The organism is Allobosea sp. 05T433 (genome assembly GCF_056396065.1).
In genome coordinates this window covers 38,304-62,444 of the sequence record NZ_JBFTKS010000023.1, presented here as the reverse complement: position 1 = coordinate 62,444, position 24,141 = coordinate 38,304, and the positions used below count along the sequence as shown (strand labels likewise).

At 64.9% G+C, this 24,141-nt stretch carries 22 protein-coding genes; 10 read left to right on the top strand and 12 right to left on the bottom strand.

All coding sequences use genetic code 11. The features are described 5' to 3' along the window. Positions 1 to 7: 7 nt before the first annotated feature. Genes AC1DGP_RS25890 through AC1DGP_RS25880 form a run of 3 tightly spaced genes read right to left on the bottom strand, consistent with a single transcriptional unit; the run spans position 8 to position 3,270 of the window. Positions 8 to 631, bottom strand: a complete 624-nt coding sequence (locus AC1DGP_RS25890; protein WP_441490365.1) for an Isoquinoline 1-oxidoreductase subunit — start codon at positions 629 to 631, stop codon at positions 8 to 10. Continuing rightward, positions 631 to 2,808 carry a xanthine dehydrogenase family protein molybdopterin-binding subunit gene (locus AC1DGP_RS25885; protein ID WP_441490366.1) on the bottom strand — a complete coding sequence of 726 codons (2,178 nt, stop codon included), beginning with the start codon at positions 2,806 to 2,808 and terminating at the stop codon, positions 631 to 633. The genes AC1DGP_RS25890 and AC1DGP_RS25885 overlap by 1 nt, the downstream gene beginning before the upstream one ends. Positions 2,809 to 2,811: 3 nt before the next feature. Next, positions 2,812 to 3,270 (bottom strand): (2Fe-2S)-binding protein, encoded by a 459-nt coding sequence (locus AC1DGP_RS25880; RefSeq protein ID WP_441507491.1) that lies wholly within the window; start codon positions 3,268 to 3,270, stop codon positions 2,812 to 2,814. 195 nt (positions 3,271 to 3,465) lie between these two features. On the opposite strand from AC1DGP_RS25880, the gene AC1DGP_RS25875 reads away from it, so the two are divergent. The 6 genes from AC1DGP_RS25875 (at position 3,466) to AC1DGP_RS25850 (ending at position 9,114) form a co-directional block, all read left to right on the top strand. Next, positions 3,466 to 4,089: a TetR/AcrR family transcriptional regulator gene (locus tag AC1DGP_RS25875; RefSeq protein ID WP_441507490.1), complete on the top strand. Its 624-nt coding sequence runs from the start codon at positions 3,466 to 3,468 to the stop codon at positions 4,087 to 4,089. Between the two features lie 179 nt (positions 4,090 to 4,268). Beyond that, the gene (locus AC1DGP_RS25870) at positions 4,269 to 5,033 is read left to right on the top strand and encodes an ABC transporter ATP-binding protein (RefSeq protein ID WP_441507489.1); all 765 of its coding nucleotides are present in this window, start codon (positions 4,269 to 4,271) and stop codon (positions 5,031 to 5,033) included. Beyond that, positions 5,023 to 5,766, top strand: coding sequence for an ABC transporter ATP-binding protein (locus AC1DGP_RS25865; protein ID WP_441507488.1), 744 nt, complete (start codon positions 5,023 to 5,025; stop codon positions 5,764 to 5,766). Before AC1DGP_RS25870 ends, AC1DGP_RS25865 begins: the two co-directional genes overlap by 11 nt. A 41-nt stretch (positions 5,767 to 5,807) precedes the next feature. Next, complete coding sequence (locus tag AC1DGP_RS25860; RefSeq protein WP_441490371.1) at positions 5,808 to 7,013, top strand: ABC transporter substrate-binding protein; 1,206 nt, start codon at positions 5,808 to 5,810, stop codon at positions 7,011 to 7,013. Positions 7,014 to 7,199: 186 nt separating this feature from the next. Further along, positions 7,200 to 8,087, top strand: a complete 888-nt coding sequence (locus AC1DGP_RS25855; RefSeq protein WP_113518014.1) for a branched-chain amino acid ABC transporter permease — start codon at positions 7,200 to 7,202, stop codon at positions 8,085 to 8,087. Positions 8,088 to 8,121: 34 nt separating this feature from the next. Then, positions 8,122 to 9,114 (top strand): branched-chain amino acid ABC transporter permease, encoded by a 993-nt coding sequence (locus AC1DGP_RS25850; protein WP_441507487.1) that lies wholly within the window; start codon positions 8,122 to 8,124, stop codon positions 9,112 to 9,114. A gap of 2 nt (positions 9,115 to 9,116) precedes the next feature. On the opposite strand, the gene AC1DGP_RS25845 is transcribed toward AC1DGP_RS25850, so the two are convergent. The 5 genes from AC1DGP_RS25845 to AC1DGP_RS25825 form a co-directional block, all read right to left on the bottom strand. Further along, positions 9,117 to 9,497: a c-type cytochrome gene (locus AC1DGP_RS25845; protein WP_441507486.1), complete on the bottom strand. Its 381-nt coding sequence runs from the start codon at positions 9,495 to 9,497 to the stop codon at positions 9,117 to 9,119. Continuing rightward, entirely contained in the window at positions 9,494 to 10,498 is a 1,005-nt protein-coding gene (locus AC1DGP_RS25840) for a Vgb family protein (protein ID WP_441507485.1), read from the bottom strand. Before AC1DGP_RS25840 ends, AC1DGP_RS25845 begins: the two co-directional genes overlap by 4 nt. A gap of 97 nt (positions 10,499 to 10,595) precedes the next feature. Then, the gene (locus tag AC1DGP_RS25835) at positions 10,596 to 11,231 is read right to left on the bottom strand and encodes a 2-hydroxychromene-2-carboxylate isomerase (protein ID WP_441507484.1); all 636 of its coding nucleotides are present in this window, start codon (positions 11,229 to 11,231) and stop codon (positions 10,596 to 10,598) included. Positions 11,232 to 11,239: 8 nt separating this feature from the next. Continuing rightward, positions 11,240 to 11,770, bottom strand: a complete 531-nt coding sequence (locus AC1DGP_RS25830) for an isochorismatase family protein (protein ID WP_441507483.1) — start codon at positions 11,768 to 11,770, stop codon at positions 11,240 to 11,242. Next, positions 11,767 to 12,405, bottom strand: a complete 639-nt coding sequence (locus AC1DGP_RS25825) for a TetR/AcrR family transcriptional regulator (protein ID WP_441507482.1) — start codon at positions 12,403 to 12,405, stop codon at positions 11,767 to 11,769. Before AC1DGP_RS25825 ends, AC1DGP_RS25830 begins: the two co-directional genes overlap by 4 nt. Before the next feature lie 93 nt (positions 12,406 to 12,498). Between AC1DGP_RS25825 and AC1DGP_RS25820 the strand changes: the two genes are divergently transcribed. Both AC1DGP_RS25820 and AC1DGP_RS25815 read left to right on the top strand, forming a co-directional pair. After that, positions 12,499 to 14,037 carry a 4-hydroxyphenylacetate 3-hydroxylase family protein gene (locus AC1DGP_RS25820; RefSeq protein WP_441507481.1) on the top strand — a complete coding sequence of 513 codons (1,539 nt, stop codon included), beginning with the start codon at positions 12,499 to 12,501 and terminating at the stop codon, positions 14,035 to 14,037. An 83-nt stretch (positions 14,038 to 14,120) separates the two neighbouring features. Further along, positions 14,121 to 15,773 (top strand): acyl-CoA dehydrogenase family protein, encoded by a 1,653-nt coding sequence (locus AC1DGP_RS25815; RefSeq protein WP_441507480.1) that lies wholly within the window; start codon positions 14,121 to 14,123, stop codon positions 15,771 to 15,773. Positions 15,774 to 15,922: 149 nt separating this feature from the next. Here AC1DGP_RS25815 and AC1DGP_RS25810 read toward each other — a convergent pair whose 3' ends face one another. Beyond that, positions 15,923 to 16,654, bottom strand: coding sequence for a DUF899 domain-containing protein (locus AC1DGP_RS25810; protein ID WP_441490380.1), 732 nt, complete (start codon positions 16,652 to 16,654; stop codon positions 15,923 to 15,925). Positions 16,655 to 16,716: 62 nt separating this feature from the next. Here AC1DGP_RS25810 and AC1DGP_RS25805 point away from each other — a divergent pair, with 62 nt between their 5' ends. Beyond that, entirely contained in the window at positions 16,717 to 17,187 is a 471-nt protein-coding gene (locus AC1DGP_RS25805) for a MarR family winged helix-turn-helix transcriptional regulator (protein WP_441490381.1), read from the top strand. Positions 17,188 to 17,252: 65 nt separating this feature from the next. Next, entirely contained in the window at positions 17,253 to 17,660 is a 408-nt protein-coding gene (locus AC1DGP_RS25800; RefSeq protein ID WP_441490382.1) for a VOC family protein, read from the top strand. Between the two features lie 556 nt (positions 17,661 to 18,216). On the opposite strand, the gene AC1DGP_RS25795 is transcribed toward AC1DGP_RS25800, so the two are convergent. The 3 genes from AC1DGP_RS25795 to AC1DGP_RS25785 all read right to left on the bottom strand — a co-directional run bounded on the left by AC1DGP_RS25795 (position 18,217) and on the right by AC1DGP_RS25785 (position 24,083). Continuing rightward, the gene (locus AC1DGP_RS25795; RefSeq protein ID WP_441490383.1) at positions 18,217 to 18,690 is read right to left on the bottom strand and encodes a cysteine hydrolase family protein; all 474 of its coding nucleotides are present in this window, start codon (positions 18,688 to 18,690) and stop codon (positions 18,217 to 18,219) included. A 188-nt stretch (positions 18,691 to 18,878) separates the two neighbouring features. Next, on the bottom strand, positions 18,879 to 21,644 hold the full coding sequence (locus AC1DGP_RS25790; protein ID WP_441507479.1) for an autotransporter outer membrane beta-barrel domain-containing protein: 2,766 nt from the start codon (positions 21,642 to 21,644) through the stop codon (positions 18,879 to 18,881). Between the two features lie 1,008 nt (positions 21,645 to 22,652). Then, positions 22,653 to 24,083, bottom strand: a complete 1,431-nt coding sequence (locus AC1DGP_RS25785) for an aldehyde dehydrogenase family protein (protein ID WP_441490385.1) — start codon at positions 24,081 to 24,083, stop codon at positions 22,653 to 22,655. Positions 24,084 to 24,141: the final 58 nt, after the last annotated feature.

The window sequence follows — 24,141 nt, the reverse complement described above, 5'->3', positions numbered from 1 at the left end:
AGCCGCGTCAGGACGCCGGACAGACGGCTCCCGTATCGACCCAGGCCTGCATAAGCGCACCGAATTGCGCATTGCTGCCTGGTGCCGGAACACGACCGAGTCCCGGGTTCCAGGCCCAGAGCACCAGGGTGTCGCTGGTGACATGCTTGACGATTGCCGCGAGGTCGCGGCTGCCATTGCGGTTCTGGTCCTTGAGCTGCTCGCAGATCTGACCGAGCGACTTACCCTCCCAGGCCATCGAGGCCGGCGCCAGCGCCCAGTGACCATCGCCCGGAATCCGCGCCGGGTCGAAATTCTGCTTTCCGTGGCAGGTCGCGCATTCCAGCCCCGGTGCGCCGTGCCCGTCCTTGCCGCGCACGACGAGCGGCTGATGCAGGCGCCTCGCATCGGCCTGCCGCGGGCGTTCGGTCGCCGGGTGGCAGTTCATGCAGCGCGGATGCTGCAGCACCGTGCCGATCTCGCCGAACAGGGCGACCGAGCGATCGCGCTGGTTGGCGATGGCGCTGAAGCTCTCGGCTGGACGCAGCGAGGCGGGCGGGGCCTGTCGCGTCGTTTGCGCCGAGGTGAGCGCGGTCCCGGCCAGACAGAGTCCCGCACCTGCCAGGACGGCGTGAAGGAGGGGCGCCCGCATCAGACCGTGCCTCCGACCATGGGCAATTGCCGCGGACGCGGTTGCCCGAGCTTTGCCAGTGCATTGGCGACCGCCGGGCCGATCGGCGGCACGCCCGGCTCGCCGACGCCGGTGGGCGCTTCGGTCGAACGGATGATCAGGACCTCGACCTCCGGCATCTCGTGAATGCGCAGCGAGCGATAGGTATCGAAATTGGCCTGGACCGGCCTGCCCTGGTCGAGCGTGATCTCGCCGTAGAGCGCATGGCCAAGACCAAAGCCGATGCCGCCTTCCATCTGCGCCCGGATGATGTCGGGGTTGACCGCGACCCCGCAATCCACCGCGCACCAGACCTTGTGAACCTTCGGCTCACCATCAGTGCCGAGCGAGACCTCCGCGATCTGGGCAACGAAGGAACCGAAGCTCTCGACCACCGCGACGCCGCGGGCGCGGCCGTCGACCGGGCCGGAGCCATTCCACTTCGCCAGTTCGGCGACAGCCTTGAGCACGCCGACGGCACGCGGATGCCGGTTCATCAGGTTAAGCCTGCCGGCAACCGGATCCTGCCCCGCCGCCTGCAGCAGCTCGTCGATGAAGCACTCGACCGCATAGGCCGTGTGCGTATGGCCGACGGAGCGCCACCACAGGGTCGGCACGCCAACCTTGGGGTTGTTCACCTCGCAGTGGAAATCGGCAATCTCGTAGAAGAGTTCGTTGGCGCCTTCGACCGAGGTTGCGTCGATGCCGTTCTTCACCACCATCGCCTCGAAGGGCGTGCCGAGGAAGAAGGACTGGCCGACGATGCTGTCGGCCCAGGCCGTGATCTTGCCGTCGTTCACGGCACCGCGCAGGCGATGCACGAAGAGCGGGCGGTAATAGCCGCCGGAGAGGTCATCCTCGCGGGTCCAGACCAGCTTGACCGGACGGTTGGGGCCGATCGCCTTGGCGACCATGGCGAGTTCCGCTGCCAGATGCTGGCTGACCTGCGCACGCCGGCCAAAGCTGCCGCCTGCCAGCATGGTCTCGAGCCTGACCTTCTCTGGCGGCAGGCCAAGGATGGTTGCGATGGTCATATGCTCGGTGGTCTGGAACTGGCTGCCGAAGCGGGCGAGCGCCTCGCTGCCATCCCATTGCAGATAACCGTCGAGCGGCTCCATCGGCGCGTGCGCCAGATAGGGGAAGACGAACTCGGCTTCGATCACCGTCCCAGCCTTGGCGAGCGCGGCCTCGGCATCGCCATGCGAACCGGCGACCACACCCTTCTGGCGGGCAAGCGCGCGATATTCGGCGATGAGTTCGCGGCTGCCGCGCTTTTCGGCCGCGCTCTCGTCCCAGGTCACTTTCAGGGCTTCGCGGCCCTTCAACGCGGGCCACATGCCATTGGCATAGACGGCGACGCCGGAGCCGATCTGCTTGACGTCGACGACGCCCTTGACCTTGAGCGCCTCGGCCGCGTCGAAGTTTCCGACCGTGCCGCCGAAGCGCGGTGGCCGGGCAACGACGACGGTCAGCATATTGGGAGCGTGGATGTCGATGGTGAACTCGGCCTTGCCGCGCGACTTGTCGGCACTGTCGAGCCGCCTGACCGCGCCCTCCTTGCCGATCAGGCGGTAGGCCGAAGCCGGCTTCAGCGGCACGTTTTCCGGTACGGCAAGCTCCGAGGCCGCCTCGGCGAATTCGCCAAAGCGTCCCTGTTTGCCGGAGGCATGGCTCAGGACGCCGGCCTCGACCTTGATCTCGGAGGCTGGGACCTTCCACGACTGCGCTGCGGCCTGGACCAGCATGGCACGGGCCGTGGCTCCAGCCTTGCGCATCTGTTCCCAGCTATTGGCGATCGCGGTCGAGCCGCCGGTTCCCTGCACGCCGAATGCGAGATTGGCATAGAGCTTGACGTCGGCCGGCGCATGCTCGCTGCGCATCTGGCCCCAGTCTGCGTCCATCTCCTCGGCGACGAGCGTCGCAAGCCCGGTGAATGGCCCCTGGCCGAACTCGATATGCTTGATCAGCACCGTGACGGTGCTGTCAGGCGCGACGCGGACGAAGGCATTGGGTGCGAAGGTGGCGTTTCCGCCCGGGCGAAACGCAGCGCCTGCCCCGGACTGGGCACGGGCCACTTGCGGGAGATGCAGCCCGATGACGAGGGCGCCAGCTCCCTTCAGCAGCGAGCGGCGGGAGAGGTTCTGATCGTGAACGGTCATGGCTCAGCCCTCCAGCGTGCGGGCAGCATCATGGATCGCGGCGCGGATGCGGACATAGGTTGCGCAACGGCAAAGATTGCCGTTCATCGCGAGATCGATGTCGCGATCGCTCGGCTTCTTGTTTTCCGTGAGCAGCGCAACCGCGCTCATCACCTGGCCCGACTGGCAGTAGCCGCATTGCGGTACGTCGCGTGCCGTCCAGGCGGCCTGAACGGCATCGGCTTCCTTGCCCGAAATCGCCTCGATCGTGGTGATCTCGGCATCGCCCACCGCCGAGACCGGCGTGACGCAGGAGCGCAGCGGCTTGCCGTCCATGAAGACCGTGCAGGCGCCGCATTGCGCGACACCACAGCCGAACTTGGTGCCGGTCAGGCCGAGATTGTCGCGGATCGCCCAAAGCAGGGGCGTATCGTCGTCGACATCGACGCTGTGCGTCCTGCCGTTGACTTTGAGTGAGACCATGGCTGCCTCCGGATCGCTGGACATGACACAGCGCGGCACCATGGTGCGGATCGAGAGGCTCGCTCTCGACGGCCCGATCTGACATATCAGAAGCGGGCGGGTGATCCGTCGTCTTGGGTCGCGCGACTAGACGAATTAGACCGTTTGAGTCTAATTGGAATAGTCGCGCTCAGTTTGGATCTTGTCAAGACTGCAATGTCCGACAGAAGCGAGAGTTCCGGCGTGGCCGCCGATGATGCCACCGGTCGCATCGATCAGATCGCCGATGCGGCCCTGCGCCTGTTTGCCCGCTACGGCTACAAACGCACCTCGATGGACGACATCGCCAAGGAAGCCGGGCTGGCCAAGGCGACGCTCTACCTCCATTTCAAGGGCAAGGATGATGTGTTCCGGGCCATGCTCGCGCTGCTCGGCAGGCGTGTCGAAGCACGTTGCCGTGAAGTCCTGATCAGCCAGGCCCCCTTCCCGGAACGCCTCACGGCACTGTTGAGAGCTCATTTCGCCACGGCCTTCGAGAGCCTCGGCACGGGTGAACACCTGGTCGAGTTGAAGGCCGTCATCGCCAGCATTGCCGGGCAGGAGCTGCTTGTCTTCGAAGACATCTTCGCCAGGCATGCGCGCAACCTCATCGAGGAGGCGCAAGCGAAGGGCGAGATCTCGCTGAAACGCACGGGCCTTAGCCCCACGATGCTGATCAACACGCTGATGCAGGCGGCCGCCGGTGCCAAGCTCGGCCCCCTGCCCTCCTGCGCGGACTACCAGCAGCGGCTCGACGCGATCGCATCGGTCACGGCTGCTGCCGTCCTGCCGACCGGCTAGTATGACAGGGCCGGCATCGGCTCTAAGCCTTTCGTCTAAACCGCCATTCCTGGGCAGATGCACATGGATTCATGCGCACGGGCGTGGCGTTGACAGGCGCGCTGCGCGCGGTGCAGCATGACTGCAAGGGGAAACGAACAATCCAAGAATCATTGAGGTGGCGACCATGTGTGCGTGGTATGTCTGAGGATATTATTCTCTCCACCTCGGGGCTAACCAAAGAATTCGCGGGATTCACCGCGGTCAATGGCGTCGACCTCAAGGTCAGGCGCGGCAGCATTCATGCGCTCATCGGCCCAAATGGTGCCGGCAAAACGACATGTTTCAATCTGCTGACCAAGTTTCTTGCGCCAACCAAGGGTTCGATCGTCTATAACGGCCAGGACATCACGCGCCAGAAGCCGGCCGAGATCGCCCGGCTCGGGCTGGTCCGGTCCTTTCAGATTTCGGCGGTTTTCCCGCAACTGAGCGTGATGAAGAACGTCCGGATCGCGCTGCAGCGCAAGCGTGGCGACTCCTTCGATTTCTGGCGGTCCGAGGATGTGCTGAAATCGCTCGATGCCGAGGCGCTGCGCCTCGTCGAGGCCGTCGGCCTCTCGACCTTTGCGGACCTGCCGGCGGGAGAACTCTCCTACGGTCGCAAGCGCGCGCTTGAAATCGCGACCACGCTGGCGCTCGATCCGGAGATGCTGCTGCTCGACGAACCGATGGCCGGAATGGGCCGTGAGGATGTCGAACGCATCGCGGCGCTGATCCGGAAAATCTCGGCCAACCGCACCATCCTGATGGTCGAGCACAACCTCTCGGTCGTCGCCTCACTCTCCGACCGCATCACCGTGCTGGCGCGTGGGCAGGTGCTTGCCGAAGGCGACTACGCCACGGTCTCGAAGGATCCGCGCGTGGTCGAAGCCTATATCGGATCGGGAGTCGGCCATGCTCACTGAGGCGACCGGGGCCGCAGCGCCTGCGAGCGCTGTCAAACCGCTGCTCGCGGTCCGCGGGCTCGAGGCCTGGTATGGCGAGTCGCATGTGCTGCATGGCATCGATTTCGACGTCGCGCCGGGCGAAGTGGTGACCTTGCTCGGCCGTAACGGCGCCGGCAAGACCACGACGTTGAAGTCGATCATCGGCATCATGGGCAAGCGCAAGGGCTCGATTTCGTTCGACGGTACCGAGACGATCAACCTGCCCTCGCGCACCATCGCCCGGCTCGGCATCGGCTTCGTTCCGGAAGAACGCGGCATCTATTCGAGCCTGAATGTCGAGGAGAACCTTCTGCTGCCGCCGCAGGTGAAGCCGGGCGGATTCAGCCTCGACCAGATCTTCGAGCTCTTTCCCAATCTGAAGGAGCGGCTGAAGAGCCAGGGCACCAAGCTGTCGGGCGGAGAGCAGCAGATGCTGGCGATCGGGCGCATCCTGCGCACGGGCGCGAATCTCCTGCTGCTCGACGAGCCGACCGAGGGGCTGGCCCCCGTGATTATCGACCAGATCGGCCGCACCATCGCGAAACTGAAACACGATGGCTTCACCATCATCCTGGTCGAGCAGAATTTCCGCTTCGCCGCAACGGTGGCCGACAGGCACTATGTCGTCGAGCAGGGCAAGGTGGTCGACATGATTCCGAACGAGGCGCTTGAGCGAAACATCGACAAGCTCCACGGTTATCTCGGGGTTTGAACAATCGCGTCGAGAACGACGTCATTTCAGGGAGGGACGGCATGAAACTCAAGACATTGCTGCTGGGCAGCGTATTTGGCGCGCTGCTGGTGAGCCCGGCGCTGGCGCAGCAGATTTCCGTCAAGGCCGGTGTGCTCAACGACCGTTCCGGCCTCTATGCAGACCTCTCCGGCGAAGGCTCGGTGGTTGCGGCCCGCATGGCCGTCGAGGATTTCAAGGCCGCCGAGAAGGGCATCAAGGTCGAGATCATCTCCGCCGACCACCAGAACAAGCCCGATGTCGGCTCGACCATCGCCCGGCAATGGTACGATCAGGACGGCGTCGACATCATCCTTGACGTGCCAACCTCATCGGTGGCGCTGGCCGTCAACCAGATCACCAAGGAAAAGAACAAGATCCATATCAACTCGGGCGCAGCGACCTCAGACCTCACCGGCAAGGCCTGTTCTCCGAACACGATCCACTGGACCTATGACACCTATGCCCTCGCCCAGGGCACGGGCGGCGCCATGGTGAAGGCCGGCGGCGACAGCTGGTTCTTCCTGACCGCCGACTATGCCTTCGGTCACGCTCTGGAGCGCGACACTGCCGCGATCGTCACCAAGAACGGCGGCAAGGTGCTGGGGGCCGTACGCACGCCCTTCCCGGGCACCGATTTCTCGTCGTTCCTGCTCCAGGCTCAGGCTTCCAAAGCCAAGGTCATCGGCCTCGCCAATGCCGGCGGCGACACGATCAACTCGATCAAGCAGGCGGGCGAGTTCGGCATCGTTGCAGGCGGGCAGAAGCTCGCGGGGCTGCTCGTCTTCCTCACCGACGTGCACGCGCTCGGCCTGCAGACGGCGCAAGGCCTGGTCCTGACGGAAGCCTTCTACTGGGACACGAACGACCAGACCCGTGCCTGGTCGGAGCGCTTTGCGAAGGCCCATGGCGGCAAGAAGCCAACCATGGTCCAGGCCGGCGTCTATTCCGGCATGCTCCACTATCTCAAGGCCGTGGAGGCTGCGAAGAGCAAGGATACCGCGGCCGTGATGGCCAAGATGAAGGAATTGCCGACCGACGATCCGCTCTTCGGCAAGGGGTCGGTCCGCGTCGACGGCCGCAAGATGCACGACATGTACCTTTTCGAGGTCAAGAAGCCGTCCGAGTCCAAGGCACCATGGGATTACTACAAGCAGATCGCGGTTCTGCCGGCAGAACAGGCCTTCAAGCCGCTCAGCGAGAGCGAGTGCCCGCTCGTCAAGAAGTGAACGAGGCTTCGTCCGCGCTTGCTTGGTTCCTGCGTCATCCCGGGCGATCCTAGGGAGACCCGGGATCCACATGCTCCGGCACATCTCCCGGGTCGGGTCTTCGGCCGGCCCGGGATGATGGCAGCAGGAGATGGCGTATCCGTACGTCGGTCCTTGGCAGCATTTTCAGGATGAGTTGAGCAAGGCATGTTCGAGCTTCTCGGAATCCCACCACAAGCGCTGTTCGGCCAGGTCCTGCTTGGCCTGATCAACGGCTCGTTCTATGCCATCCTCAGCCTCGGGCTGGCGGTGATCTTCGGGCTGCTCAACATCATCAACTTCACCCATGGCGCGCAGTATATGATGGGCGCCTTCGTGGCCTGGATGTGCCTGAACTATCTCGGCATCAACTACTGGGCCGCATTGCTGCTGGCACCGCTGATCGTCGGGATCGTGGGCGTCCTGATCGAGCGGTTCCTGATCTCGCGGCTGGCCCATCTCGACCATCTCTACGGGCTGCTGCTGACCTTCGGCCTCGCACTGATCATCCAGGGCCTGTTCCGCAACAATTACGGCTCGTCGGGCCTGCCCTATCAGATCCCGCCGCAGCTGGCGGGCGGGCATAATCTCGGCTTCATGTTCCTGCCGAACTACCGCGCCTGGGTCGTCATCGCGTCGCTCGTCATCTGCCTGGCGACCTGGTTCGTGATCGAGAAGACGAGGCTCGGCGCCTATCTTCGCGCCGCCACCGAGAACCCGACGCTGACACAGGCCTTCGGTATCAATGTGCCGCTGCTGGTGACCCTGACCTACGGCTTCGGCGTCGCTCTGGCGGCGTTCGCCGGCGTGCTCGCGGCGCCGATCTACTCGGTCAATCCAAACATGGGGGCCGACCTGATCATCGTCGTCTTCGCCGTCGTCGTGATCGGCGGCATGGGCTCGATCATGGGCGCGATCGTCACCGGGTTCGGCCTCGGCCTGATCGAAGGCGTGACCAAGGTTTTCTATCCCGAAGCGTCCGCGACCGTGATCTTCATCATCATGGTCCTGGTGTTGCTGGTGAAACCAGCCGGGTTGTTCGGGCGGCCCGCGTGATGGCACCGTCCCGCATGATTGGAAGGAGCTGACCATGGCCGACGCGCTTTCCGCCGACGTTCCCGCGGGCGGCCTCGCAGTCGCCGAGACCACGAAGGGAACCGAGCGCCTGCATCGGGCGATCTTCATCGGGCTCGCGGTCCTGGTCGCCGTCGCGCCTTTCCTCGCCTATCCCGTCTTCGTGATGAAGGTGATGTGCTTTGCGTTGTTCGCGCTCGCCTTCAACCTTCTGCTTGGCTATGGCGGTCTGCTCTCCTTCGGCCATGCGGCCTATTTCGGCATGGCAAGCTATGTCAGCGCCTATACGGCCAAGAACTGGGGCTTGACGCCCGAGCTCGCGATCCTGTCCGGGACGCTGATCGCCGGTATGCTTGGCGCCGTCTTCGGCTCGCTCGCGATCCGCCGGCAAGGCATCTACTTCGCCATGATCACGCTGGCACTGGCGCAGATGGTGTTCTTCTTCTCGCTGCAGACACCGCGCTTCACGGGCGGCGAGGACGGCATCCAGTCAGTGCCGCGCGGCAAGCTCTTCGGCCTGATCAGCCTCGCCGACGACCGGGCGCTGTATTACGTGGTCGCAGTCATCTTCATGGCCGGGCTGCTGCTGATCTACCGCATCATCCATTCGCCCTTCGGCCAGGTCTGCAAGGCGATCCGGGACAACGAGCCGCGCGCGATCTCGCTCGGCTACCGCGCCAATCGCTACAAGCTCGCGGTCTTCGTCCTTTCGGCTGCGCTGGCGGGGCTGGCGGGCGCGACCAAGGCCATCGTCTTCCAGCTCGCCTCACTCACCGACGTGCACTGGTCAATGTCCGGCGAGGTCGTGCTGATGACGCTGGTCGGCGGTCTCGGAACCGTGTTCGGGCCGATCGTCGGTGCGCTCGTCATCGTCTCGATGCAGAATTATCTCGCCAGCCTTGGCGCCTGGGTCACGGTCGTGCAGGGCGTGATCTTCGTGATCTGCGTGATGCTGTTCCGCGAGGGCATCGTCGGCGTGATCTCGAGGGCCATCAAGCGACCGCTCTGACGTCAGCGCGGCCGCATCAGGAAATCAGCGACGGCTGCCCGGTCGGCCTCGCGGGCGAGCCCGGGCGCGCTCATCCAGCTGCCTTTGAACATGGCCTCGGGATCGGCGAGATAGGCTTTCAGCCGCTCCGCGTCCCAACTGAGGCCCTGCGCGCCGGCCGCTTTCAGCGCCGGCGAGTAATCGAAACCTGTGGCCGTGCCGATGCGGCGGCCGGACAGGCCGGCGAGATGCGGACCCGCCATGCCCGGCTTGGCCGGGTCGAGGCTGTGGCAGGCCTGGCAGGTCGCGAACAGACGCTCGCCCGCCCCGCTCTCCTGGGCTGCGCCAGGCTGCGCGGCAAACAGAACCGCCGTGATCGCAGATGCGACAGGCGCGCTCCTCACGCCTGCTTCACCGTCTGGATCCGAACAAGTCGGTCATTGCCGCTCTCGCCGCCCCAGGCCTCGCCGGAACGCCCGTCCATCTGGCGGACATTGGCGCCGGGCTTGTCGCTCGGGAGACTGCTGAAGGCTTCGGTGACGGGATCGAAATGGACGATGGCATTGGCCGAAAAGTCCGTCAGCCAGACTTTGTCCGCATCATCGACATAGACCGAATAGGTGCGCGGTTTGTCACCCGGCAATTTCCATGTCTTCCAGCTGTTGCTGAGCGTGTCATAGGCCGAGACATTGCCGGAATTCCATTCGCTGACCCAGATGCGATTCTTCGAATCCGACCAGACCCGCCGCGCGCCCTGACCAGGCGTCGGTGGTTCGACCACCGTGATCTCGAAGGTGCCGGGATTGATCTGGGCAATATGGTTGCCCGCCAGCGAGGCGTACCAGATCTCGCCGGAGGGCGTTCTGGTGATGCCATAGGCGCCCGGCCCGCGTGGCGCATCCTTGATCTCCATCCTGGCGGTCTTCGGATCGAAGCGACCGACGATCCCATTCTGGCCCGTGAACCAGAGAATGCCTTCCTTATCGAAGACCCCGGTATTGAGATTGGCGCTCTCGCGCCCCGCTGGCAGCTTGAAGAGATCGACCTTGTGGGTCTTGTCGTCGACGCGGGCAATGGCGTTCTGGCCACCTTCCGTCACCCAGGCGGCTCCGTCCGGGCCCCTGATCACGCCATGGGGTGCGGCCCCCTGGCCGAGTTCGACCACCTTGAGCTGGCTCGAACGCGGATCGAAGCGGCCGAGCGTGCCGTTGCGCTGACCGCAGACCCAGATCGTGCCGTCGCCGGCATCGGTGACATCGCGCGAGCCCTTGATCGCGGGGATATCGAAATAGGTGATGTTGAATCTGGACCCCGGCGCCGTCGGTCCGGCCGCCGCCGCCCGGCCGACCAGGGCCGGCGCCGCAAGCCCGACGAGGCCAAGCTGAAGAAAGGACCGGCGCAGCATGAAGCGTCTCCTCCTGTACCGGCCGGGCGCAACGCCTCGGCCGGTTTCCAGCTTGGGACGACAAGATGGTGAAACTGCGCCGACTCTCCCCTGCCGCTCAGAGCTGCCGTCGAACTCCGACGGGCAGGCTCGAAACCCGCGCCATTTCGCCGCTCAGGAAACGTTCCGGCGCCACCAGATAGTCACGCGCCATCGTCATGGCGTCGACGCCCCAGAAGACTTCGCCGTCGATCAGCAGGCTCGGCACGCCGAAGACCCCCGCCGCGACGGCCTCTTCCGTGGCCAGGCGCAGCGCATCCTTGACCGGCTGTTCGCCGATACGGCCGAGCGCAGCAGGATCTCCGGCCGCGGCCGCCACCTCGGCCAGCACGGCTGGATCGTTACCGTCGCGCCCCTGCCCCCAGATCAGCCGAAAGGCTTCGCGGACCGCGCCCTTCTGCCCATCGAGCGCGGTCAACAGGCGCAGCATGGCGAGCGGGTTGAACGGGTGGCTCGGCGGGAAGCGGAAGGGCACGCCCAGCGATTGGGCCAGGTGCGTCGCGAGACGATAGGTGTGGACACGCTTCGGCGCGATCTCGGCCGGGCCGAGCTGGCCCCAATGCTTGAGCACGGCACCAAAGACGATCGGCTTCATCACGACAGGCCGCAGCTCTTCAATCGCGTCGAGCTTCGTCAATGCCAGATAGGCAAAGGGTGAGATGAGGTCGAAATACCAGATGGCAGGCTTGGTCATTCGCATCCTCATTTGATCAGCTTGGACACGGCGCGGAATTGCGGGTGTTCCGCCGTCCGCAGCCATTCGAACAGGACCATCTCGGTCGTGACCATCTCGGCGCCATGAGCGGACATGCGCCGGATCGCAGCCTCCTTGTTCTCCGCAGCGCGTGAGCCGATCGCGTCCTGCACCACGAGGACGCGGCGCCATTGCGTCAGCAGCCCAAGAACCGTCTGGCCGACACAAACATGCGCCTCGCAACCGCAGACAATCAGCTCTTCGTCCTCTTCCAGCGCGCCGAGAAAGGCCGGTTCGGCACAGGCATCGAAGCTCATCTTGGTCACCACCGGACCGGCGCCCGACAGTTCCGGCACCGTGCTGCCGAGCCCGGCCGGGTTCTGCTCGGTCATCACCACGGGAACATCGAGCAGGGCCGCCGCCTCGACGAGCCGTCGTGCATTCGCGACCATGCGCGGCCCGTCATGGATCACGGGCATCAGGCGCGCCTGAAAATCGATGATGACGAGGCGGGCGCGCTCGACCTTCAGCAGTGTCATGGACGCTCTCCCTTCATCAGCAATTGTCCGATCTGGACATCGACATAGCGTTCCATCAGGGCGCGCGCCTGCGCCCCGAACATCCTCAGCCGCTGCGTATGGGCGAGCAACAGCACGCCCGAAGCATGGGCGAAGGCATCGGCCATGGCCAGCCGTGCCGTCTCCTGATCGCGGCCCATCTGTTCGACCGCGTGCCTGATTGGCGAGAGCCCCGCCTCCAGGGCCTCGTTCAGGGCCTTGTCCCGCTCGCGGCCGAGCCCATGGGGGCGCATGCCGCCACGGAACAGGTAGAAGCCGAGATCGAGATCCCTGGGATGAGCCGCATAGAAATCGAAGAAGGCGAGCGCTGCCAGGCGGAAGCGGGCTTCCGGCGTAGCAGCCCCTTCGACCGCCTTGTCGACATGGTCGCGCAGTGCCGACAGCGACTGGCCAAGGACCTCGGCATAGAGCGCCTCCTTGGAATCGAAATGGAAGTAGAGCGCCGCCGGCGTGTAGCCGGCCTCAGCCGCGATGCCGCGCAGCGAGGCGCCATCCAACCCATCGCGCTCGAAGATCGTGCGTGCGGCGTCGAGGATCAGCCCGCGCCTGAGTTCCGTGACCGCCCGCTTGCGGCGACCTCGCATCGTCTCGGCCACTGCCACCTCAGCATCGCTCCAGATTTGAGTTGACGAAAATTCTAACGGCGTTCAATTTTACGGGCAACACTCAAATATCAAGAGGACACGCCCATGCTGATGGATGCTGCGGGCTACCGCGAGTCGCTGCGCGCCTATCATCCGCGGGTTTTCGTCAACGGCCAGCGTGTCGAGAGCGTGGCTGACGAGCCCTTGCTCGCTCCGGGCATCAACGCGGTCGGGATCACCTACGACCTCGCCCATCAGGAGGCCCATCTCCCGGTGATGACGGCGCGGCAGACAAGCTCCGGCAAGACCGTCAACCGCATGCTGCACATCAACGAAAGCTCCGGCGACCTGCTCGCCAAGCTCGAGGCGGTTCGGCTGGTCTGCAATATCTCGGGCTGCGCCCAGCGCTATCTCAGCCATGATGCGCTGAATGCGCTCTGGCAGGCGACAGCGCTCACCGACGCCCGTCACGGCACCGATTATGCGCAACGCTTCCGCGCCTATCTGCACGAGGTTCAGGACAAGGACCTGACGCTCGGCGTCGCCATGACCGACGCCAAGGGTGACCGTTCGAAGCGACCGGGCGCACAGGCGAACCCGGATTCCTATGTTCACATCAAGGAGCGGCGGAAGGACGGCATCGTCATTCGCGGCACCAAGGCCATCGTCACCGGCGCGCCCTATATGCACGAATTCCTGGTGATGCCCTGCCGAACCCACGTGCCGGGCGACGAGGATTTCGCGGTCTGCTGCGCCGTGCCCTGCGATGCCGCGGGCGTCACCATCGTAGCGCGACCTGCCGGACGCCCCGGAGATCGAGCCGCGAAATTCTCGTCGCAATACGGCCAGTCGACCGGCGTCGTGATGTTCGACGATGTCTTCGTGCCATGGGACCGCGTCTTCCTTGCCGGCGAGACCGAGGAAGGCGGCTTCCTGACCACGAGCTACGCGACGCATCACCGCCATTCCTGCATCGGCGCCAGAGCCGGGTTCGGCGATCTCCTGATCGGCGCCGGCGCACTGATGATCGAGGCCAACGGGCTCGATACCGAGCGCCACGGCCATGTCCGCGAACAGATGGTCGAGTTGATCAAGATCACCGAAGGATTTTTCGCCTGCGGTGTCGCGGCCTCCGTCTACTGCCAGAAAGATCCAGCAGGCTCGGTGATGCCTGACAGCGTCTTCTCCAATATCGGCAAGCTGCTGTTGGCCACGCAGATCTACGACATGCACCGCATCGCCCATTACGTATCGGGCGGGTTGATCGTGGCGCTGCCAGGCCCGGATGAGGACCATAATCCCGAGACCGCTGCCTCGTTGTCTGCCGTGCTCGCGGGCCGCCCCGATATCCCGCACGCGCAGCGCGCCGAGGTCGCGCGCTTCATCGAGGATCTCACCGTCTCGAAGGAGGCCGGCTGGTATTCGGTGATCTCGCTGCATGGCGGCGGCTCGCCGGAAGCGATGAAGCGCGAGATCTGGCGCAACTACCCGGTGGCGGAGAAGGTCGAACTGGTCGAGAGCCTGCTCGGACGGGGCGTCCTCGCCGATGGCGGCAGGGTCTCGAAGCAGCCTGGGCGCTGTTGTGTCGCCGGTTGCGAGGTGCCGGAAATGCCGGGCGGGGCCCCGCGCGAAGCGGCTGAATAGCGCAACCCGTCAGCCTCTGATCCCCTTCATTCCCCGTCCCGGGACGGGATAGCCGGCGCGCCGGACCTGACCAGAGGACCAACATGACCGTGCACGCCCTTGCCTCGACCCATCAGGTGCTGAACCAGGCGCGCCCAGCCACGGGCTGGAACGCCTTCTCCGACGACGCGGTGCTGCAGGGCGTCGTCACGCGCCAGGCTCCCTGGGTTGCAGGCAGAGCGATGGCGCTCGGCGCCCATGCCGGCGATGAGACGGTGCAGGATCTGGCGCGTCTCGCCAACAGGTTTACGCCGGAACTCAGGACGCATGATCGCTTCGGCAACCGCATCGACTGGGTCGAATTTCATCCAGCCTGGCACGAATTGATGGCGCTCGCCTTCCGGCACGAGGTGCCCTCGCTGGCCTGGACGACGACGGAGCCGAACGGCCATGTCGCGCGTGGCGTCCTCTCCTATGTCTGGAACCAGATCGAACATGGGGTCGGCTGCCCGACCGGCATGACCTATGCCGCCTGGCCGGGCCTGGCCCAGCCTGAGTTCTCGCTCTGGCGCGAGAAGATCACCTCTGGCCAGTATGACAAGCGCCCACTCCCGGTCTCACAGAAGACAGGGGCGAGCATCGGCTATGCGATGACCGAGAAGCAGGGCGGATCGGACCTCCGGCAGACCCAGACGACCGCGCGCTATCTGGAGGATACGCCGGAGGGGCGCGTCTATCTGATCACCGGACACAAATGGTTCTTCTCGGTCCCGCAATCGGACGGGTTCTTCACACTCGCGCGCAGCGAGAGCGGCGTCTCCTGCTTCTTCGCCCCCGGCTTCCTGCCGGATGGCAGCCGCAACCGGCTGCAGATCCAGCGGCTGAAGGACAAGGCGGGGAACCGCTCGAACGCCTCGTCGGAGGTCGAATTCCGCGAGTGCCTGGGCTGGCTGGTCGGCGAAGAGGGGCACGGCATCCGCGAGATCCTCGGCCACGCCCATCTGACCCGGCTGGATTTCGCCATCGGCTCGGCGGGGCTGATGCGGCAGGCGCTGACCCTGGCGCTCAACCACACACAATCGCGCAGGGGCTTTGGCTCCTCGCTGGCCGAACAGCCGATGATGACCAATATTCTTGCCGATCTCGCAATCGACTCCGAAGCCTCGACCCTGATGGCCTTCCGCGTCGCCGCCGCAACGGACGCGATGGAGAGCAGCGAGCAGGAGCGGCATGTCGCACGGGTTTCGACACCGCTGGCGAAATTCTGGAACTGCAAGCGCGCGGCCGCCTTCGTCGTCGAGGCGCTGGAATGCCATGGCGGCAACGGCTTCATCGAGGAGAACCCGATGGCACGGCTCTATCGCGAGGCGCCGCTGAACGCGATCTGGGAAGGCACCTCGAACATGATGTGCATGGACGTCCTGCGCTCGTTCAACCGCGATCCACATACGAAGGAGGCCTTCATGGCCGAGCTCGGCTCCGCTCGGGGCGTCAACCGTGCGCTCGACCGCTGGCTCGACAGGCTCGACGACGAGGTGGCCAAACCGCGCAATGACGACGGCCATGGCCGCCGGCTCGCCAACCTGATGGCCTATGCGCTGCAGGCCTCGGAGCTGAAGAAGCACGCGGACGAGGCGGTGTTCGAGACCTTCTGCCGCTCCAGGCTCGATGCCGACTGGGGTTATGTCTTCGGCACGCTCGATCCATCGCCGGAACTGGCCGGCATCGTGAAGCGCGCGAGCGTGGCGCGGGGGTGAGCCATTCTGGCCTCGCCGCCGGACGGGGCGGTGAAGAGAGCCCCGGGGGCCGTGCCCGAACCTGGATGGTTCAAGGCTGGCATGGACCCCGGTCCTGCGCTTCTCATCGGCCGGGTGACGCCCGGGTTCCGGGCGCACCAGGCCTTCAATCACGCGCAGCAGGCTGCGGCCATCGGCACCGTCTCGTACTCGTCGTGGCGCTTGACGAAACTCATGGTCGAGTCCTCATTGCGGCCCTTGGGGGCGCGGTCGAGGATCATCAGTGTGCCGATCAGCTCCTCCGGGCCCCGCGCATAGCTCGAATAGGTATGAAACACCTCGCCGGCTTCGTTGCGGATGAATGAGCTCAGTCCGGGCAGTTCGTCATGCGCATTGCCCACCGGCGTATCGGTGAAATTGTAGCGGACGCTCTCCCCCTTGAGCTGCTCGGGCGTGAACGAGACGTGGTAGTCGAAATTGAAGTCGCTGCCATGGGACGAGACCCAGGGGAAGCGCCAGCCCATGCGACGCTTATAGGCCTCGATCTTCTGCAGCGGCGCGCGCGAAACTGCGACCAATGTCACGTCGTGATTGTTCAGATGCGCCAGCGTGCCGTCGAGATGATCAGCCAGGAAGGAACAACCGGGGCAACCTGCCTCCCATTCCGGCCCGAACATGAAATGATAGATCATCAGCTGGCTGCGCCCGTCGAACAGCTCCGCCAGCCGCCGCCTCCCTGTCAGGGTGTCGAAGACATAGTTCTTCTCGACCCGGACCCAGGGCAAGGCGCTTCGCTCGGCATTCACCGCGTCGCGCAGACGCGTCTCTTCCTTCTCGCGGGCGAGCAGAACCTTGCGCGCGGCAAGCCAGTCCTCGCGTGAAACAACCGGGTGTTGCTGCATGGCCTTCCTCCTTCAGAAACGCCCCTCTTGACAAGATAAGTTGATATCAACATAAAAACTTCATGTCAAAGCCCATCCCCCTTTCCGCCGAGAACCGACTGCCCTTCGAGACCACATTGCATGTGCGGGACCATTGCCTGTGCCTGCATGTGCAGCGGGCAGCCAGGGCACTTGCGCGGCGCTTTGACGAGGCTTTGCGACCGTTTGAGCTGACGAACCAGCAATTCTCGCTGCTGATGTCGCTCAATCGCCCGCAACCACCGAGCCTCGGCCCGGTGGCAAACCTCCTTGCCATGGACCGCACCACCCTGACGGCGGCGCTCAAGCCGCTCGAGCGGCGCGGTCTCGTTTCGGTCGACAGCGATCCGGATGATCGGCGCAGCCGGCTGCTGACATTGCAGCCAGCCGGGCATGCATTGCTCCTCCTCGCCGTCCCGACCTGGGAGCGCATCCACCGCGAGGTCGACGCGCTCTTGCCCGGGACGGATCCTGACCGTTTCCGGCACGATCTCAGGGCACTGTCCCAGCCCTGACTGCTACCGCCTATGGCGGCGGCCGTTTCCCAACCCACACCACCAAAAACAAGCAAGGAACGACCATGCCCCAGATGATCTTCGTCAACCTGCCGGTGAAGGACCTGCAGAAGTCCATGGCCTTCTTCAAGGCGCTCGGTTTCAACTTCAACCCGCAATTCACCGATGACACCGCCGCCTGCATGGTGATCAGTGACACCATCTTCGCAATGCTGCTGACGCACGAGAAATTCGCAGGCTTTGCACCGCAGCCGATTGCCGACGCGACCAAGGTCACCGAGGTCCTGACCTGCCTGTCGCGCGAAAGCCGCGCCGATGTCGACACGATGGTCAATGCTGCGGTCGCCGCCGGCGGCAAGACCTATGCGAAACCGCAGGACCACGGCTTCATGTATGGCCACGGCTTCCAGGATCTCGACGGCCATGTCTGGGAGGTGATGTGGATGGATCCCGCGGCCGTGCAGCAAGGCTGAGCAGGCCGCCTGAAAAAAGGGCAGCGATACTGCCCTTTTCCTCTTGCAGTCGCGAGAGTGCCGCCCTATCTCCTGTGCACCGCAGCAGAGATGCTGTGGCGCCCTCCTTGGGCGTTTCCTCCCTAGACTTCGGGCTGCGCCTTTGGCGTGGCCCTTTTTTCTTGGGTGATGGCCGCCCAGCGCCCCCAGTCGGGACGACGCTGAGCCCAGCGCGACACACGTCATGCCGCCAGGCTCGCCGGCCTCGAGATGCCGACCGCTCCATGCGCGATCGAAGAGGAGGCGCCGCTATCTCCCCATCACGGCGCCTCCTCCCGCGGGCCGAGGCCTCGCCCGGGTATTCCCGGTACGAGTAACGACGCGCGCAGGGAGCATTCACTGCTTCGACCTGCACTCGAGGCCAGGCGATCGGTATCGCGTCAGATCACTCACGCGACGCGTCCTGAAAGCGAAACACCGAGCACACTCCGCATAGGGAGGCGGGCCGATCTGTTCGATGACGCGGGCATTAATGCTTCGTCATGCTACATCGAGCCGGATCGGAGCCAAGGCCGCGCTAACCCGCCAGAAGCTCATCAGGGCTCAGGATCACCGCACCGAAATGGTGGCGCCAGAGCCGGACACCCAATTCGCCGGAACGATCCAAGGAGGAGCCGACGGTCAACCAACTCAGGAGCGCCGGACTGAGCCCGGCATCAAAGAGGGCAAAGCCGGCGGCGAGGACGCAGGTGTCGGCCTGCAGGCCGCAGACCAGCACACGCTCCAGCTGCATGCCTTGGAGATGGTCGATCATCGCGGCCGGCGGCAGATAGCCGTGCTTGACGAAGACGCGATCGGCGGGAACCAGGCTCTCGTCCGACAGGCCGGGTTTCCAGCCCAACTGACGCTCGAAAGGCGTCACTGCCTCGTCATGCCTCTCGACCGTCGCGACTGAGGGCATACCGGCTACGACAGCCGCAATACCCTGGATCAGCCATTCCGGCGGCGAAAAGCTGGCTTGCACGTCCACGATCAGCAGGGCCTGGCGCATGCTGCGTTTAAGCGCGGGCAGCCTTCGGCTGCAACTCCGATGGCTGTCATTCGACCGAGCTCATGCACGCGGCCGGAATGCCCGCGCCTTAGCATCGGCCCGAAAAGTGGATTGGGATTTTTCGGGGAAGCCGATGCAAAGACAAAGGGTTAGATCATCGGACTGGATACGATATCCGGTCCGATGATCTAGAAGCTGACCCTGACCTGGGCCTGGCCGCCGAGGCGGTTGGTGGAGCCGGAGAGTTCGCCGTCGAGCCGGGCGCCGAGCGTGACGGAGGGGCTGAGCCTGAGGTCGAGCCCGGCGGCGAGCAGCGCGCTGTTGCGGGCGGGCCTGGCCCCCTCGACCGCGAAGCCTGAGCCGGTCAGGCCGGCAATCGAGGCGGAGAGACCGGCGTCACGCTGGTAGTAATGCGCCCAGCTCGCCCGGAGATAGCCGGCGACTGGCAACCCGTTCAGGCTATTGGCATAATCGAGCTGCAGGCCAAGCTCGCTGCGCGAGGTGATGTCGTTGCGCCGGGCGAGCGCCAGCGCGCCGGCATTGGCCCCGGCCCAGTTCGCCTCGATCAGGCCCGGGCTGCGGGCCTGGATCGCCTGCAGCGCCGCCAGCGGCGAGAGCGTCAGGCCGTTCCATGACAGCACCGCGGCGCTCGCCTGCAGCCGGCCGCTCCAGGCGGTGGTGGCATAGGACGAGGACAATGCGCTGCCGAGCACCGGGATACTGCGCTTGATCTCGTTCTCGAGCCGGCCATAGCCGAAGGCAGCGGCAAGATTGACCGGCCCGAGCCGGGTCGTGCCGTAGAGGCCGGCCTGGAAGACATCGGCCTCGGCCTTGCCGAGACCGCCGGCGAGCGAGGACCGGGCGCTGCCGCCGGAGACCGCAAAGCCCGCAACCGTGCCGGGCATGATCCGAAAATCGGCGCCGACGGCGAGATGGGCATCGTCGAGATCGCTCTTGGCCGAGCCGACCCTGGTCGATCCGTCGGTGCGGCCGACCGAGCCGAAGGCTGCGCCCCAGACGGTGTATGGCGGCGGATCGAGGAAAGCCGGCGCGGTCGGTGCGTCGGCGCCCTTGCGGACGAGGCCGGAGAAGGAGGCTTCGCCGGGAGCAGCCCCCGCGCTGCCGCGGCCCGCCGCGAAGGGATCGAGCATCGCACGCAGGAACTGGTCGGCGGCCGAGACCGCCATTGCCGGCGCTGCGGTATGCGCCTCGCCCGAAAGCTGGTTCACCGCCCCGGGGATTGCTGCGGCCGGCAGGTTGTAGATGCCGAACAGCGCCGACGGATCGGCTCCGCCCGCCACCGCCCGATCGAGGCCTGCGGCAACCGAAAAGGCGTTCAAGAGCGATGCGACGAAGCCGGCCAGCGGCTTTGGCGCAAGGGTCAGCATCACGTCGTTTGCGGTATAGGCCAGGCTGGTGGCGATGCCGGCTCCGAAGGGGCCGGTCGAATCGAGCGTGCCGAAGCGCGTCCCGCCGAGCCCGCCTTGCGCCGAGAGCAGCGTATAGCGCGTCGTGAAGGAATAGGGGCCGCCAAGTGCCACCAACCTGAGCGTCCCTGCGAGGCTCGCGGTGCCCGTGACATTGACCCGGTCTGCGACCGCGCCCTGGATCTCGGCCTCATAGACCGAGCCCGCGCCCATTGTCAGGGTGCCGTTGACCGTCAGCGTTCCCGGCGAATTGCCCGGCGCCAGCGTGCCGTTCACCACCGTCGAGGGCAACTGACCGGACCCGCCGAGCCGCGCACCCGCCGCAACGGTCAGCCCCGAAGAGGCCGCTAGCGATCCGTTCACGATCAACGAACCGCCGTTCACCGTCGTCGTCCCACGGAAGGTGTTTATGCCGCTCAGGGTCGTGGTCCCGCTTTCATGCAGGATCGCTCCAGTGCCGGTAATCGTTGCGCCAACCGTATAATTCGAAGCGGTATGGTTGAACACGAGCCGCCCGGAGCCGCGTCCGAGGCGGATTTCCGCCACCTCGATGAAGCCGGGAGCGCGGGCGACTGCTCCTGCCGCTGCACCGATATTGACGGTCCCGGTCGAGCCGGCACTGTTGGCGATGACAAGCATGCCGCGGCCGTCATCGATACGCACGGTGCCGCCATTGTCGATCGTTGCTTCGGCGACGCCGAGATTCCCGACCATCAGGTAGGTGGTGCCGAGCCACTGGGAATTCGCGCCCGTCACTCTCAAATCGCCGCGAGAGCCAGCTTGCCAGGCGAGGATGCCCTGGTTCGTCTGGACAACAGCTCCGTTCGAGACGAGGCCACTGCCCTGGCCGCTCATGCCAAAGACCGAATAGCCCCCGACCTTCAGCTTTGTGCCGGCGCCATCGATGGTGAGCGAACCCCGGCCGGACGCAAACTCGCCGAAATTCGTATTGACCGTTACCGCAGCCGAACTGCCATTGGAGATAACGATATCGCCGCGTCCCGCGTAGCCACCCATCAACGTGCCGCGGATATTCCAGGTAGCGCCGCTGACGGTGACCGCGCCCACACCCGTCGCGTTGTAGCCGGCGGTGATCGCACGGTCATCGGCCTTGGCGCCGGCGAGAACCTGATAGGTGCCTTGCCCGGATTCGCCGACGATATGGCCGTTGCCATTATACCAGGTGGTCCCTGCTCCCGAGAGCGTGATCGTTCCGGCAGAGCCGGCGAAGGAGCCGGTCGTCACGAAAGCCGCAAAATTTGCCGCCGCACCGCCCGAAGCGGCGAAGCTGCCCTGGCCCCTGTAGCCGGCATAGAGGTAGTCGCCGGACCAGGCCCCGCCGATCAGGTTGGCCGATCCCACCTCTCCGGCGAGGTTTGCGACGGTCGTTGCGGCCGCGGTGAGCGAGCCGCCGGGCGACACCGTCAGCGATGATGTCATGCCGATCGCGCCAATGTGCAGCAGGTTTGCGGACGCCCCGGCAGCAGTAATGGACGGCGCAATCAGCGAGCCAGAGCCGATGGTCACTGTCGTAGCGCCAGTTGGAACGGCCCCCAGCGACCAGTTCGACGCTGTATGCCAGTCGGGAGAAGCGCCTTGCCATGCTGTTTGAGCCAGTGACGGCGTCACGCCAAGCGCAAACCAACTCACCGTCGACAAGGCCGCCAGCCCCGTGATGGCACGAGGATAACTTCGTAGCGGCCGCATGCGCCCCCCTGGGTCTTCAACGCCCAATAGCGAATGCATTCCGCAAGGGAATTCATAAAATTGTCAAGAAATTAGTAACCTATTTCATTCGGGAATTTGAACAGCCATTCACATCACATGGCCGCATCGAGTCGAAAGCGTCCGGCGCCCGGAATATTTCGAATCCTGATAAATAATCGACACGCACAATTACGGCACGTTCTCCGACGAAAATATATCAACCGCGAATTGTGATGTTATTTCGCACTCTCGGTGATCTTATAGCGTAGATAAACCTGCATACGGCGCATAAATTTACCACTGAAGCGTCGCCATGATCGCCATGCTCGGGAGTGGCGGGGTCTGACCGACTTCCTGGAAAGCGCTCAGCGGCGGCACCTTTACTAACCAGCCCACCCTAAGCAGATCTTCGAGAACCTCTCCCAAAGCGCAGCACGCCGCTCCCGACTGGTTGGCCCTGGGTCAAGACCGCAGAGCATATGCCAACGAGCGCTTCACTGCCCGGCTGCTTGCGGAGGCGCGTCGATTGCGCGCCATCTCAGGATCATTGGTGCACGGCCTCAACAGCGGGAGCGGAATGCGCCTTCCATGCCGCGCAGAGACGAGAAAGGGCGTGCGCAGTGATGCACACGCCCCTTTTGGCAAACAGGGGCTCGCCGGGGCAACTCTCACAGAGGCTTGGACGCCGAAGCCGCCCCTGTACGACCAGATGCAAGCCGAGACCCGCGTCGTCCGACTGCCGGGATCGAGACACGATCTCGATCCGCATCCACCATCTTGGCTTCACCGCATCCCCTCAACCGGAAGGGATGCGGCAAGCCGCCCGGATCAGGCCGTGGCGTAGCCGACCGTGCCCTTGATCTCGAGGAATTCCTCGAGGCCGAAATCGGCATATTCACGGCCATTGCCCGATTGCTTGTAGCCACCGAAGGGGGCGCCAGCATCCCAGGCCGGGTAGTTGATGTAGACATTGCCGCTGCGCATCTGCGCCGCGACCTTGCGGGCACGTTCCAGCGAACCGGACTGGACATAGGACGCAAGCCCGTAAGGCGTGTCATTGGCGCGGGTGACGACCTCCTCTTCCGTCCGATAGGGCAGAATCGAGAGCACCGGCCCAAAGATCTCTTCGCGCGCGATCGTCATGTCGTCCGTGACATTGGCGAACACGGTCGGGCGGACGAAATAGCCGCGATTGAGCCCCTCGGGGCGACCCGGACCGCCGGTGACGAGATCGGCGCCATCCTTGATGCCGGCCTCGATCAGTGCCTGGATCTTGTTGTACTGCGTCTCGCTGACGACCGGCCCGAGCCAGGTGCCTTCCGCCGAAGCAGCGCCGACCTTGAGCGGCTCGGCCGTTGCCTTGGCGATTGCGACCGCCTTGTCATGCAGCTCCGCCGGCACGAACATCCGGGTCGGCGCGTTGCAAGACTGGCCGCTGTTGCGCATCACGCTCTCGACGCCGAGCTTCACCGCATAGCTCAGATCGGCATCGTCGAGGATGATGTTCGCCGACTTGCCGCCGAGTTCCTGATGCACGCGCTTGACGGTGTCGGCTGCCGCCTTGGCGACCAGAATGCCGGCGCGGGTCGAGCCGGTGAACGAGACCATATCGACCTGCGGATGGCGCGAAATCGCCTCGCCGACCGTCGGGCCATCGCCATTGACGAGATTGAACACGCCCTTCGGCACGCCCGCCTCGTGCATGACCTCCGCGAAGATGATCGCGTTCATCGGGGCGATCTCGCTTGGCTTCAGCACCATGGTGCAGCCCGCCGCGAGAGCCGGCGCGACCTTGCACATGATCTGGTTCAGCGGCCAGTTCCAGGGCGTGATCATGCCGACGACGCCGATCGGCTCCTTGGCGATCAGCGTCGTGCCGCGCAGCTCCTCGAACTCGAAGCTCTCGAGCGTCTCGATCATCTTGGCGAGATGCGCGGTGCCCATTCCGGCCTGTGCACGATGCGCCAGATCCTTCGGCGCACCCATCTCCTGCGACAGCGCGTCCGCGATATCGGCATAGCGCGCCTTGTAGGCCTCGAGCAGGCGGCGCATCAGGGCGAGGCGTTCCGCCTTCGACGTCGCGGCAAAGGCCGGGAAGGCGGCGCGTGCAGCAGCGACCGCCTTGTCGACGTCGGCCTCGGTGCCGAGCGCGATGGTGGCAAAGGCCTCCTCGGTCGAGGGGTCGATGACCTCGAGGGTCTTGTTGCCCATCGGCTGGACCCATTGGCCATCGATGTAGAATTGCAGGGCATGCGACATGGTGCGGTCTCCGGCGGCTGGGCTTTGGGGGGAGTAATGCTCGTCCCTGAACAGGCGA